The sequence below is a fragment of the Fusibacter bizertensis genome (genome assembly GCF_029914245.1).
Lineage (GTDB): Bacteria > Bacillota > Clostridia > Peptostreptococcales > Acidaminobacteraceae > Fusibacter_C > Fusibacter_C bizertensis.
Genome location: NZ_JARYZI010000019.1, coordinates 1 through 14,334, shown reverse-complemented (window position 1 = coordinate 14,334; position 14,334 = coordinate 1). Strand labels below are relative to the sequence as shown.

Annotated in this window: 13 protein-coding genes; 11 read left to right on the top strand and 2 right to left on the bottom strand. The window is 35.9% G+C overall.

What is annotated here, in order from left to right; all coding sequences use genetic code 11:
• The first annotated feature begins 122 nt into the window (after positions 1 to 122).
• From QE109_RS17100 to QE109_RS17065, 8 genes are all read left to right on the top strand, one after another.
• Positions 123 to 836, top strand: a complete 714-nt coding sequence (locus QE109_RS17100; RefSeq protein WP_281095763.1) for a LytR/AlgR family response regulator transcription factor — start codon at positions 123 to 125, stop codon at positions 834 to 836.
• A 21-nt stretch (positions 837 to 857) separates the two neighbouring features.
• Positions 858 to 2,114, top strand: a complete 1,257-nt coding sequence (locus QE109_RS17095; RefSeq protein ID WP_281095762.1) for an ATP-binding protein — start codon at positions 858 to 860, stop codon at positions 2,112 to 2,114.
• Positions 2,115 to 2,295: 181 nt separating this feature from the next.
• The gene (locus QE109_RS17090; protein ID WP_281095761.1) at positions 2,296 to 5,310 is read left to right on the top strand and encodes a beta-glucosidase; all 3,015 of its coding nucleotides are present in this window, start codon (positions 2,296 to 2,298) and stop codon (positions 5,308 to 5,310) included.
• On the top strand, positions 5,310 to 5,705 hold the full coding sequence (locus QE109_RS17085) for a hypothetical protein (RefSeq protein WP_281095760.1): 396 nt from the start codon (positions 5,310 to 5,312) through the stop codon (positions 5,703 to 5,705). The genes QE109_RS17090 and QE109_RS17085 overlap by 1 nt, the downstream gene beginning before the upstream one ends.
• A gap of 68 nt (positions 5,706 to 5,773) precedes the next feature.
• A complete protein-coding gene (locus tag QE109_RS17080; RefSeq protein ID WP_281095759.1) occupies positions 5,774 to 6,343 on the top strand; it encodes a hypothetical protein in 570 nt (189 codons plus the stop codon).
• Positions 6,344 to 6,372: 29 nt separating this feature from the next.
• Entirely contained in the window at positions 6,373 to 8,748 is a 2,376-nt protein-coding gene (locus tag QE109_RS17075; RefSeq protein ID WP_281095758.1) for a glycoside hydrolase family 2 TIM barrel-domain containing protein, read from the top strand.
• Between the two features lie 190 nt (positions 8,749 to 8,938).
• Complete coding sequence (locus QE109_RS17070; RefSeq protein WP_281095757.1) at positions 8,939 to 9,463, top strand: SOUL family heme-binding protein; 525 nt, start codon at positions 8,939 to 8,941, stop codon at positions 9,461 to 9,463.
• Entirely contained in the window at positions 9,456 to 10,025 is a 570-nt protein-coding gene (locus tag QE109_RS17065; protein ID WP_281095756.1) for a hypothetical protein, read from the top strand. The genes QE109_RS17070 and QE109_RS17065 overlap by 8 nt, the downstream gene beginning before the upstream one ends.
• Before the next feature lie 19 nt (positions 10,026 to 10,044).
• Here QE109_RS17065 and QE109_RS17060 read toward each other — a convergent pair whose 3' ends face one another.
• Entirely contained in the window at positions 10,045 to 10,830 is a 786-nt protein-coding gene (locus tag QE109_RS17060; protein ID WP_342637175.1) for an aminoglycoside phosphotransferase family protein, read from the bottom strand.
• A 277-nt stretch (positions 10,831 to 11,107) separates the two neighbouring features.
• Positions 11,108 to 12,166, bottom strand: a complete 1,059-nt coding sequence (rsgA, locus tag QE109_RS17055) for a ribosome small subunit-dependent GTPase A (protein WP_281095755.1) — start codon at positions 12,164 to 12,166, stop codon at positions 11,108 to 11,110.
• A gap of 481 nt (positions 12,167 to 12,647) precedes the next feature.
• Here rsgA and QE109_RS17050 point away from each other — a divergent pair, with 481 nt between their 5' ends.
• The 3 genes from QE109_RS17050 to QE109_RS17040 are packed head-to-tail and all read left to right on the top strand — an operon-like array spanning position 12,648 to position 14,117.
• Positions 12,648 to 13,088, top strand: coding sequence for a LytTR family DNA-binding domain-containing protein (locus tag QE109_RS17050; protein ID WP_281095754.1), 441 nt, complete (start codon positions 12,648 to 12,650; stop codon positions 13,086 to 13,088).
• 8 nt (positions 13,089 to 13,096) lie between these two features.
• A complete protein-coding gene (locus QE109_RS17045) occupies positions 13,097 to 13,627 on the top strand; it encodes a DUF3021 family protein (protein WP_281095753.1) in 531 nt (176 codons plus the stop codon).
• Positions 13,602 to 14,117 (top strand): hypothetical protein, encoded by a 516-nt coding sequence (locus tag QE109_RS17040; protein ID WP_281095752.1) that lies wholly within the window; start codon positions 13,602 to 13,604, stop codon positions 14,115 to 14,117. Before QE109_RS17045 ends, QE109_RS17040 begins: the two co-directional genes overlap by 26 nt.
• Positions 14,118 to 14,334: the final 217 nt, after the last annotated feature.

Genomic DNA, 14,334 nt, shown 5'->3' with positions numbered 1-14,334 from the left:
TTCTGACCAGTTACTACATGATTGTTATGCGGAGTACAAAAAATAATACAATAAAATTACATGTTGAAAAATGTTATGATATTTGTATTGATATTATTAAGTAGGAAGGAATATTTATTCATATGATAAATATTAGAATAGCGATTGTAGAAGATGATTCTCAATGTGTAAAAGTCTTTCGAGAACTGCTTGATAAATACAGTCAAAAAAAGAACTATAACTTTATAGTCGAATGGTTTAAAAATGGGATGGATTTTATAAGTGACTATGAGCCTATTTATGACATTGTATTTTTGGACATTAATATGCCTCATCTTGATGGGATTGAGACTGCTAAAATGTTACGTGAACAAGATAATAATGTTGCCTTGATTTTCATGACAAATTTAGTGCAGTATGCTGTAAAGGGTTATGAATTTAATGCACTAGATTTCATGGTTAAACCATTAAAATCTTTTGATCTAGAGATGAAGTTAAATAAAGCGATAGATTTTACTATGAGTAATCATGACAGAAGTATATTACTTAATATGGGAGACGTTTTAAAAAAAATATCAGTTTTTGATCTACTGTATATAGAAGTAATTAATCATACACTCATCTATCACACTGAAAAATCAGTCTATAAAGTGTATGGTCAATTAAAAAAGATTGAAGAGGAACTCGTGAATTTAAATTTTTATAGATGTAATAATAGTTATTTGATTAATTTGAGACATGTCATGGAAATACACGGAGACTATATCGTCGTAGGGAAAGACAGAGTACCTTTAAGTAGAAGAAAGAAGAAAGAATTTATGATTAAGTTGGCAGAGTTCATGGGGCAACAGTTATAATTTAAGCATTGGAGAGTTATTATGGAGTTTCACTTACAATTACTGATTGCGGAATTTATGTTTTGTTCAGTATTAAAACCTAGGATCAATATACTTTCGATAATGGGGATTGTTATATTATATACAGGTGTTCCACTTCTATTTCCCCAAAGGTATTTCTGGGAGGGATTTCGTATTGGGAGTTGGTTTACGTTTGGATTTATATTTGTGATGCTCTTATCACTTCTTGTTATTTGGATATGTTTCAAAATAAATAGTTTTAAAGAGTTGATTTTTTATGGACTGGCTGCAATCATTTTACAGCATTTAGCGCATTCAATTACACAAACTATTTTCTTAATTTATACCACGCAGACAAATTATGATAAAAGTCTTTTGAATTTTGTCATAACAATAACCATTTATACTATTGCATACTTTGTTTTGGTAAAAAGACTAAAGACAGACGACGTGATAGGACTTAGAAATGTTTATATGATTATTTTTACTGCAATCTCTACTTTTATAGTGTATTGGTTAAGTCTTTGGACGAGTATGACGGAAACTCAAACAATTGGTAGTTATTTATTTGACTCCTTTTCGTGTTTGCTACTCTTAATTTTACTTTTTGGCATGTTTGAATGGGGAAAGTTAGAGAGACAAAATGAATCTATGAAACAGATTCTTCACCTTGAGAGAGAACGTCACATAATTGCAACTGAAAATGTCGAGTTGCTGAACATGAAATTTCACGATTTGAAATATCAGATTTCTATGCTAAAAAATGAGTCGCTAAAAGAAGAAAATTCAGAATATTTCGAAGAAATTGAAAAGGCGTTAAGTATATATGAACTTTCCCTGAAAACAGGAAATTCAGCGCTAGATGTACTGATTTCAGAAAAGAGTTTATTGCTAGAAAAATATAAGATTAATTTCTCATGTGTTGCTGATGGTGCGCAACTTGAGTTTATGTCTTTATCGGATGTTTATTCATTGTTTGGTAATGCACTCGATAACGCAATCGAAGCAATCTTAAAAATTAATGATGAGGATAAAAGGATCATTAGCCTTAAAATCATCTCGAAAGGCAATTATGTTGTTGTAAATCTGTCTAATTATTTTGAGAATGAGATTCAGCTGAATGATGGTTTACCAAGAACTACGAAAGATAATGATAACTATCATGGGTTTGGAATTAAAAGTATTCGTTATATAACTGAAAAGTATGGCGGATCAATATCAATAAATACAGAAAAAAATATATTCAAATTAAATATTATCATTCCTAAACAAAATTAATTATTTCTAAATTATATTTTAAACCGATCTTCTGATCGGTTTTTGTCATTTACGATATAAAAATTACCACTTACTTCGTCAAAGTCTAAAAATGTTAAGAATATGTTAACATGTTCAAGCAGACGTACATACACATAAAGTTTGTAGATACGTCTAAATAAGATAAGAAGGGGGAAAAGTAATGAAACGAAGTAAGAGTAGATTTTGGACTGGACTATCTTCTTTTTTTGCATTGTTTTTGTGTCTTTCTATAATCGGAACGAATTTGGCTTTTGATTATGCAAGTACAATAAATGGTGCCTTGAAGATTCAGACAAGTAAAATCGTAAACATCGAAGGTGAAGCAGAGGATACAATTTATTACAAAAGTGAATACGGAGAAATCAACGGAGAAAATCTAAAGAAGTTAATTGAAGATACACATGAACAAGGTGTACTTGAAGCAGAAGAAGGTATGGTGTTACTTAGAAATGAAGACTATGCATTGCCTCTTGATTCAAGCGAAGTAAATGTAACTTTATTTGGACACGCTGTAGTACAACCTTTGTATAGAAATAAATCAGCAGGGTCCAATGCTTACGAAACTGAGGATGGTGTAGATCTTTATGAAGCCCTATCAAAAGCAGGGTTTAAGATTAATGATCAACTTTTCAGTGCATATAAAGAAAGTTCAACAAAGCGTGGTGTCGCTGGTTTTAATTTTAGAACACAAGAAACTTCAGAGTGGAGCTTTGGTGAAGAGAATATCTCATTTTATACAGATGAATTAAAGAACTCATGGGAAAGCAATTATAATGACGTTGCAATTGTAATGCTAGCAAGAGAAGGTGGAGAGGGTAATGAGCTATTCATGGAGGATCCAGAAGAAGGCATTAGCCAGTTAGCACTTCATAAAACAGAATCAGACTTACTGAAGATGATTCAAGAATCAGGTAAGTTTAAAAAGACGATTGTCTTGATTAATAGTGGAAATCCCATGGAACTCGGATGGTTGGACGAATATGATGTGGATGCTGCACTATGGATTGGATGTCCAGGTACCAAAGGGTTTGAAGCTGTAGCAAGCATATTAAAAGGCGAGACAAACCCATCAGGAAGATTGGTTGAAACATATGCTGTCAATTCGCTGTCATCGCCAGCGGTTACAAACAACAGTTACAATGCCCCTATATGGTCAAATTTTGAAGATGTAGTAGAAAAATTAACAGATTCTCCTGAACAAGCATCGACTTATGCAGTTCAAAGTGAGGGGATTTATATTGGTTATAAATATTATGAGACACGATATGAAGATAGCATCTTAAATAGATTTAACGCTAGTAGTAGTACTGGTTCTTCAGACGGGAATGATTGGGAATACAAAAATGAAGTGACTTTTCCGTTTGGATTTGGTTTGTCGTATACCTCATTCGATCAAAAGATAGATAAAGTAACTGTGAACGAGGATACTGTATCTGTCGATGTAACGGTAACCAATACAGGTGAGTTGCCAGGTAAATCAGTTGTACAAATCTATGCTCAAACACCATATGGTGATTATGAGCAAGAGAACTTAGTTGAAAAAGCTGCCATACAACTTTTGGATTTTGGGAAAACAGATATTTTAGCACCAGGTGAATCTCAAAGTTTGACAATTGATTGCGACAAATATTTGCTTGCGAGTTATGACTATGTCAATGTCAAAGGTTATATCCTAAGCGAGGGTGACTATTATGTGGCATTAGGAGACAATGTACATGATGCACTCAATAACATTTTGAGCAAAAAAGGTGCGACAAATATGTATGATATCAATGGAGTTGACACCTCTGGTGATTCTGTAAAAGCATATAAATGGCAAGAAAATTTTGATGATTCAAAATATGCGCTTTCCGCAGAAACAAATGTTGTGGTTACAAATCAATTTGAAGATTGTGACATCAATTATTGGGTTGATGATAAAACCACTTATCTGTCTCGTAGTGATTGGCAAGGAACTTATCCTAGTGAGGCAGTTAAAGTAGCATTAAATGAAGATATGATTTCGCAATTAAATGGAGGCTTTTATAAAAAACCTGAAGGTGCGCTCTCGATCAGTGATTATACCCAAGGAGAAAATCAAGATATACAGCTGGTGACTTTAAGAGGGGTAGACAAGGATGATCCGCTTTGGGAGCGTTATTTAAACCAAATGACAATTGAAGAAATGGCTTCTTTGATTGCGAATACTTTTGGAACTAAAGAGATCCCATCATTAGGCGTGCCAGCTTCACCTGCTGGAGATGGTCCGGATGGAATTGGTGGAAGTATATCTAGTTTTAGTGAAGAAAAATATGGCTTTACTAGCCCAACTGCTTGTTATACCAACGAGTCTATACTTGCATCTTCATTCAATCGCGATTTGATAGCAAGAAGAGGTGAGCTTATGGGCGAGGAAGGTTTGTTTCTTGGCATCGTAGAGATCTGGGGTCCAGGTGTTAACCTTCATAGAACACCATTTGGCGGAAGAAACTTTGAATACTATTCTGAAGATGCAAACATGAATTATCTTTGCTCAATTCCTTTTGTTGAAGCATTAGAAGAAAAAGGTGTTCATGCTGGTGCAAAACATGTTACGGCAAACGATCAAGAGAACAGTAGGGAAGGTATTTCGGTATTTTTCAATGAGCAAGCATTAAGAGAAGGTGCATTAAGAGGTGCTGAAGGTGCTATAGCAAAAGCGGGTGGCAATTCAGCAATGCAAGCATTTAACCGACTTGGGCTAGTAGGGTCATTTGCAAAAGATGCGCTTAATATTCAAGTGATGAGAAATGAATGGGGTTTCAATGGGCACATTGAAACTGATGCAATTGCAGGCGCAGAAGAAGGTTATAAATCGCATTATGAAACGATGTTAGCATCGGGAACTGACTCTTTTTGCTTGGATTTTCCAGGTATGAGTTCGGTAGTAATCACTGAGTCAATACGAGCTAATGATGACGGAGAGTTACTTGGTCACTTGAGAAGAGCAGCGCATAATATATTATATAATATCTCCAATAGTAATGTGGTAAATGGTCAGAGCGTTACATCGCGAGTGGTTTCACTTACACCTTGGTGGCAACCAACTTTCTTTGGATTAATTGCTTTATTTAGTGTGTTGGAATTATTAAGCTTGCTATTTTTATTCAAGTCGAAGCAAAGTAACAAACAAGTGAAAAGTGAGGTGACACTATAATGGAATTTCTAAGAAAAAAAGCACTTGGATTCTATTTCATGGTATTTACAGCATTAACTGCTGTAGTAGCGTTAGTGAAGTATCTAAGCTGGTCATCACAAGCCTTATCTATGAACACTATTGTATTAGGAGGTTTACTATTAGGAATAGTGATTAATGTCTTGTTACTATTTAAAGACAATGACTACTTGGTTATTATAATTACAGCTTTGTATAGCATCTCTGTATTTGAGTTGATTTCTAGTTCAGTTGGATCATTTGTAGATGCGTTTCAAGGTATTGTCATGTTCGGAGATGCCACACAAGTAGGGACAATTTTATCTATAAGTTACTTGATTGGTGCTTGTGCAATTGTAAGTGTGATTGCAGGTTTTATGAAAAGAGTAAAGAATTAATTATTATGGGGGCTGATTAATACTCAGCTCCCTTTAATAATAAAATGATTAATGAAAGGAATTTTTTTATGAGTGCGACGCATTTAATCTTTACGAACAAAGTAGAATCCTTTAAGAATAAGCATCCTAAATTATCAAAAGTCCTTTTTCAGTTTATTAAGTTCTATTTATTTTCATTATTAGTCACTCTAGTACAGTATTTGATGTTAACATTTTTACCGGAACTTTTATACCAGTACACGAAGTGGTCTGAAATTCCATGTCAACTTTTGCATATTAGAGTAGGCTTTATTGACACTTATGTATTTGATTTTCCCGTAACGGGTGATGCGACGGGAGGGATGGGATACTTTATAGCATTTGCTACTACTTTGTTCATTGCACAATGTATTAATTTCCCTGTTCAAAGGAATATAACCTTTAAATCGAAAGGTAATATAGGGTACCAGATACTGTGGTATGTGATTGCATTTTTTATGATTACTATTGTTTGTAGTCTGTTAATGTCAATTTATGTACCTCTGTTGAAAGATTTGATGCCGGTAGCTGTATACAATATAGTCATTACAGTTGTCAATGGTGGGATTCAAATGGTCATCTATTTTCCGATTTTAAAGCTCATTTTTCCTGAAGAATAAGTTGCTTTAGAAGTTAGAAAGGCGTAAATATGAAAAAAATTAATTTGAATGAGAATTGGATTTATGGTCACGTGGGTTCAGATCATGGTACTTATGTGAACATACCTCATGACGCTATGTTAAGCGAAAAAAGGACATCAACTAGTAAAGGCGGTGTCAATACTGGATGGTATGAAGGGTATGATTATTGGTATGAAAGAAAAATTGTTGGCGATGAAGCGTTAATAAATAGCTGCGTCATTTTAGAATTTGAAGGCATCTATCATAACAGCGAAGTTTACTTCAATGGTGAAAAAGTTGGTAGTAGACCTTATGGATATAGTAATTTTTATGTTGATTTAACGGGTAAGATTGTCGAAGGCGAAAATCACTTGAGAGTTATCGCTAGAAATGCAGATCAACCAAATAGCAGGTGGTATTCTGGTGCGGGTATCTATAGACCAGTATCTTTATATGTTCTACCAAAAGAACACATCTTATTAAATGGGATCCAGATTAAGACTGTGAATTATAGCACTGGTGAAGTTGAAATAACAATTAAGACGAATGCGAAAGACACCGCAAGGGTTGAGATATTATGTGAAGATAAGTGCATAAAAACAATATATGTAGATGTGAATCAAAGCGAAAGTGTAAATCTAGTTATTCCAAATGTTAAAGCATGGTTTCCTGAAACACCATTCCTTTATCAATGTCGTGTTACTTTTGGAATGGATATACAAAGTGTTACTTTTGGTGTGAGAACGATAAATGTTGATGCTAAAAATGGTTTTTGTATAAATGATAAAAAAATTATATTAAAAGGTGCTTGTATCCACCATGACAATGGAATATTGGGAGCTTGCTCATATGCATTTTCAGAAAGACGCAAAATTGAACGTCTTCAAGAAGCGGGCTATAATGCAATTCGTTCAGCGCATAATCCCTGTTCTAAAGCGTTGTTAAAAGCTTGTGACGAGTTAGGTATGCTTGTAATGGATGAATTTGTAGATTGTTGGTATATTCATAAAACAAAGTATGATTATGTAAACTATTTTGAAGAGTGGTGGAAAAGCGATCTAAAAGATATGGTAGATAAGAATTTTAACCATCCAAGTGTGATCATGTATTCTATTGGTAATGAAGTTTCTGAAACAGCCCAGCCCAAAGGGATAGAACTAACAAAAGTGATGACAAATTATCTACATGAGCTAGATGATTCACGACCAGTAACATGTGGCGTCAATATCTTTTTTAATCTATTAAGTTCATTGGGTCTTGGGGTATACACTGATGAAAAAGCACAGAAATCTGCTTATGCAGAAGATCGAAGTAAAGCTAAGAATGCAGTCGGAAGTGAATTCTATAATCGCTTAGCAGGACTACTAGGTGATAAAGCTATGAAGTTTGGTGCAACTTTATATGGCTGTGATATTAAGACGAAAGATGCATTTTCATATTTAGACATAGCCGGTTATAATTATGGAATTCTAAGGTATAAAAAAGATGTTAAGAAATACCCTGATCGAATTATTTTAGGAACAGAAACATTTTGTAAGGATGCTTATCAGTTTATTAAGTTGGCTGAAAAACACCCTTCAATTATTGGTGATTTTGTTTGGGCTGGTATGGACTATTTAGGAGAAGTTGGGATCGGTTCGCATGAATACAGTGACTATGCAGATAATTTTAACTCTGGTGTAGGTTGGATCAGTGCTGGAAGTGGCAGGATAGATTTAACCGGTAAACTTTTGGCTGAAGCATTATACACTCGCGTTGCTTTTGGACTTGATGAGATTAATATAGCTGTTGTACCAGCTGATCGATACAAAGCTCCGCATTCACCATCTGCTTGGAAAATGACCAATGCACGTGATAGCTGGGCATGGAACGGCTGCGATGGAAACAAGGTGAAAATTGAAATATATTCTGTAGCACACAGTGTAAGGTTATATCTAAACAATAAAATTATTGGTGAAAAGAAGACCGGTAAACATGGAAGAACTTATTTTTATACAAAATATTTTCCAGGGGAACTAAAAGCAATTGCTTTAGATGAGGCTAAAAAAGAAATAGCCACTAAGATTTTAGTGAGTGCTACAAACCATACAATTTTGAAAATTTTACCTGAGAAAACGGTCATAGGAACACATGAACTTGCATATATAAGGTTTAAATATACGGATGAATATGGCGTTTTAAAACCACTTGCTAGAGGTGAAATTAAATTGTCAGTTTCTGGAGGAAATTTATTAGGTTTTGGACATGGATGTCCATTTAATAAAGACGGCTATCTGAATATATATTCAGATACTTATTATGGTGAAGCATTGGCTATTATTGAACCATTAGGGACTCTAATTGAAGTTGAAGCTACTAGCAAATTTGGAATAGGAAAAGTTGCGATTGAAGTACTCCCCAAGTAAATTGATGGTTAACTTTTCCAAAGTGTCGAGTAATTGTTGTGATTATTCGGCACTTTTTTTATAGAGTCATAAAAAACAAACCATAGCTTAAATTCACTCATACACGGGTATAATCCACTAGTATAGAGTAATCAGTCGAAATGACTTGACGCTAAAACTAGAATTTGATGGATAACAGTGGAGTGGGGATATGGGAAAATACGAATCACCAAATTACAAAGTGCTGACGAAAGACGGTAACTTTGAAGTAAGGGAATACAGCGATTTTTATGTGATAGAATATGACAATGACTTTGATCTGGAGATCAATCAAGGCTTTGGAACGCTTTTTAATTATATCTCTAGTGACAACGAAGATAGGATGAAGATTTCCATGACCGTGCCAGTGATTGAAGAAGTAACGGGAGATAAGAAAAAGATGGCTTTTGTTGTGCCTGCACAATTTGGCGAGGATATTCCAAAACCCAATAGTAGTCACTTATCGGTGAAGAAATTTGATCAAGGGATATTTGCAACGATAACATATAGTGGTTTTACCAATAATACAAAGGAAGAAAAAATGAAAAGCAATTTGGAAAATTGGCTAGTTGAAAAAGGGTATACGGGTCAGTCAAACTATATGCTTGCCCAATATAATCCACCTTTTGTGCCACCGATGTTTAGGAAAAATGAAATCATCATTAGGATCAAGAAGAAGGGAGACCACTATGAATAGCATTATCAAGCGGCTTATTAACTGGAAAGTTTGCCTATTATTTAGTGGTCTTTTTCTCCTTTATTTGTTTTTGATATTGCCCAATGAATCAAGTAAAAGTGATCTTATAACCGGTGGACTTGCTTCACCTGACACAGAATTTTTCTATACTTCAGATTATTTACAGGATCTCGTTTCTAGTTATTCACCTGAGGCGAGAGAATACTATGTGGTTTCTAAGGTACGTTTTGATATCTTGTGGCCACTTGTCTATGGAATCTGGTTGACTTCGAGTATAGGTTTATTGATTAAAGGTATCAAAAAGACAGGTAGTTTTGGAGAAAAAGCAATCATAAACTGGCTTCCTTTGCTGCCTTTAGTAGCTGTTGGCTTTGACTTTCTGGAAAACATCACAGTTTCTATAGTGATGCTTACACATCCAGATGTATCTTGGGTTATACTAAATGCAGCTCCTGTCTTAACTACGCTCAAGTGGTTCACATTAGGCGGTTCTATGGTCATCGCCATGGTGCTACTTGGTTATTTTATATTTAGGATGCTAAAAAGTAGACTAGTTACTTAAGCAAAATGGGTCCATCCAATCAACCTTCTTCCTTAAGCATCATTTCTAGTATTTCTAGGCATCTTCTTTTTTCAGCCGCATCTTCGTGATAGACATAGCGATCAACAATTCTAAATCCCCATGAAAGTACAAAAAGTTCTCTTATCAGGGTTTCGCTCATATAGAAGTCGAAGCCCTTAATTTTTATGCCTTGACCATTGAAACCTTGCGTTCGGACACCACGACAGTAGGCCTCGATGATCTTATGTCTATATTCAGGAAGAAGCGCGGGATCTCTATCTGAGTAGATAAATGCTTCCATCAAGAGATCAACCGCATCTTCGCCCATAAAGCCATAGCCTGCACTGTCCCAGTCAATGAGATAGATAGAGGTTTCCCCCAAAGATTTGTTGAAAATCAAGTTATCATGGTGCACATCGCCTTGACACAGCGTCCTAGGGAGTACATCAAATGAGCCTAACAAATCTTTTGAGTGCATCCCGTAGTTGTTTAAGATGGCTCTTAATGCTTCTGGAAATCCTTCAATGGGCTTACTAAGCAAAGCTTCAGTATATCCCCACCACAGGTCAAAACTTGAGCGAACAGCAGGATAGCTACGGATATAGGGTAAGTTCATCTCACCCTGCAGATGGTACTTAGCTTGAAACACACCAAGTTGATAGGCGGCATCTGCAAGCTCTGCAACATTTAACGCCTTATTTCCAGTAAGTCCGTCTACATAGGCCATCCAGATTCTTGTGGTGTCAGTGCTTTCCTCTAGTAGGTAGCACTGAGGTAATTTTAGTTCTTGTGGGAGTTTAGCCACAAGTCCACTGTGATAGATTTCATATTCCCGTCGCCAGCACTGGGGATCACCACTGCGGTCCCACTGTTTCTGTGTTTTCACCACCAGTTCAAATGGCTGTGCAGTCGTTTCACCCTGGATTTTTGCCTGTCCAAAGAGCTTGGAGACATCTCCTACCGTGCCGCCTTGTAAAACTTCTGATGAAAATTCTACATCGCAGACAACAGCGTTAAATTTATTTGAAAGTGCTTGTGTAAGGGATTTTTTATTTAATTCTATATTTAATGCATTCACTTTTTTACCCCCGCTTTCTCATTTTTTTTGATAACTTTTTAGGTTTTACTTTTTGCTTTACAAAAGTAGATTCCCTTTTCTGAGCGAGATAGTCATGCCAGTGTGACTTTGATAAATCGCCACTAGCAAGTGCAGATAAAACTGCACAGCCCGGTTCTGTTTTGTGATGACAGTTCGAAAAGCGACACATATTGATTAAGTCTTCAATCTCTGAAAATGCCATGTGGATACCTTCTTCTGCATCCCAAAGGCCAAGTTCACGCATGCCAGGCGTATCGATGATCATCGTGCCAGTAGGAAGCATGATGAGCTGCCTATGTGTGGTGGTGTGTCGTCCGCGCGCATCATCTGCACGAATATCTTTTACTGTCATCACAGTCTCTTTAGCAAGCGCATTTAGAAGCGATGATTTTCCTACACCAGACATCCCCAAAAAGACGATGGTTTTTCTAGGCGTTAAATATTGCGTTAACTGATCGATTCCCACCTTAGTATAGCTACTGACAGGGATCACATCGATATCATCAGCAAGTGCTTTGATAGCGTTCACCTGTGCTTGCAAGTCGATCTTCTCTTCATCACAAAGATCAGCTTTGGTGAGGATCACCACAGGCTTTCCACCACTTTGTCTCGCTTGAGTGAGGTAACGCATAATCCTGTTGAGGTTGAAATCTTGGTTCAGTGAAGACATGATATATACATAATCAAAGTTCGCTGCAACAACTTGCTCTAGTATAGTTTTCACATATCCTACCGCATGACCAGAAAAATCAGTGCGTGAAAACTTTGATTTTCTAGGCAAAATCTTTACGATTCCAGAATTCCCGCAGTCGTTATAGGTGATGAGAACGAAATCACCAACAGCGGGGAAGTCGCTTCTTTCTTTGACTTCGTGTACGAAAGCCCCTTTGAGAGAAGCATTAACCTCTCCATGTTCACATACTACTTTGTATAGGTTTCTGTGGATTTCTACCACACGAGCAGGAATAACTCCAGTTGGAAAGGTATCATATATGTGTGTATTTTCACCTTGTATATAGCCGTATTCTTTTAAAATTTTCATATAAATTCTCCTATAGTGATGCTGATTTTAATTAAAAATGGGCGCAAAAAAACCGCGAGATAGTAGCCTCATCAGAGACTGATTATCTTGCGGTTATCATCAAATTGATGTCGCATTTCGCCAACTCAGTTGACGTGACAGTTTGAACGTAAGGTTACATGGATGTGGCGCAAAGAAACAAAGAGGCTTTCCCTCCGGTGTTTACTCACACGCCAATATTCAGTTTAGTTAAAAATCACCGTATTATTAGTCATCATATTTGAACATCCCCTTTCGCGCTAAAAAATAGCAAAACATTAAGTTAACCATATGTTATCATAACCAAAATAAGAAATCAATCTGGTTTCCAAAAGGATATTATGGAAGTATTTCCTTATATACACCGACTAGTTACCAGTAGCGACCGGTTACTATACAGATATTGTATTTGTGAGGTTGTTATTATAATATAAACTTAAGTCAAATGCGTAGGAGTGAAGCATTGGAATTAAAAATAGTGATAGACGAGCAATTCAAGAGGCCATGTTTAACCATACATACGGATAAAATCACACCAGAGGTCCAAGCACTGATTGATCAACTTGGGAAAGAGGAAGATCCCAGACTACTTGGATATGATGGTGGAGAGGTGTTTATCATTGATCCAGAGGCGGTGGTGAGCATCAGAACAGAAGGGCATAAGATCGTTGCTGTGTGTGACGAAGGCACCTTCACATTAAAGAACAGGCTATACGAAATAGAAGAGCACCCACCGAGTAAGCTTTATGTGCGGATTTCAAATTCCGAAATCGTCAACTTTAAGAAAGTAAAAAGTCTAGATCTAAGTATCACTGGGACGATTACACTTAAGTTTAAAAACGGTGATAAGACATATGTATCGAGGCGTTATGTTGAGAAAATTAAAAGTCATTTAGGCATATGAGGTGAGCGATGAAAATGATAGAAATCATAAAAATAGAAAAAGGCACCTTTAGAAAATCAGTATTTGGCATCTTTATCAGCTTTTTTTTACTACATGTTATGTTGATATTAGCATCACTGAGTAATGGAGAATTATCGCTCATCATTGCTAATAATTTGGGGTGGTCAGAACTTAGAACCTATATTTTTCAGGTGTTCATCACCATTTGGACGGGTGCGATGATCCCCATAAGTTTAGCATATTTAGATGATGATACGCCGATGTACCATGCGAGAGTCTTCATTAATTTCATTTTGACGTTTAGCATCTACGTGCTTTGGATCACCTTTGTCTTTGGTGCACCTAAATCGTTAGTGGGCTACGTCATACTATTTGTTTTGTATGCACTGTGTGATTATTGGTTGATCTACGGGTTATCTTATATTGGCCTTAACAAAAAAGTAAAGCAACTCAACCGTAAAATCGACAATATTGAAAATATGGAAAACACTTTTTTAAGAGGAGGAGATAGTTTTGACTCATATAAAAGATATTCATGAAAGATTTATTAAGATGGATTTAAGAGTATACATGGTTATGTCAGTAATGGTTTTGTTCTTGATGCAATTGCCATTTAATAGTGCTGACGATTCACTTTTAACAGTTTCAAGCGGTATTCAAAGTATAAGTGGAGGTGTTTTTTTGCTTCCTTTGTCAATTTGGCTATTTACTTTCGAATTTTTCTTTACAATTTGGATCTATATTGGATTACCTATAGTGATATTTAGTAAGTTATTTAATCGTGTGGCTGAACCACTAAAAGTGATATTGGTCGTAGGTTTTTCGTTACTACTGGTGACGCTAGGTTTAAACCTATTGATAGGGAATCCTATGTTACCTTATGACTTCTTTTTATCTGCTTTATTTTCTGTGGTTAGTTATTATACTTACTATCTTTTCCGTATGCGGGGAGACCTTTCGCCAGCGCTGGCTGTGTTCAGTCAAGTAAGTATCATCCTTTTGCTACAGGGAGCTATGTTGATAATGTGAAGATGGATTGAAAAAAATTTAAAATCAGCATTTAGGCAACTTTTATTATGAGGGGGAGTAATTCGCTGAAACAGTGACATGTTGAAGTTTTTACAATGGAAATAATTGAATAAGTACGTAGTTGTGCAACTTATTGTGTATGTCCTAGTCAAGCATAATTGTAACACTATCATATAGTTTGACGAGTATAAGCTTGCCTTGCCTCAAATGGTGTTAA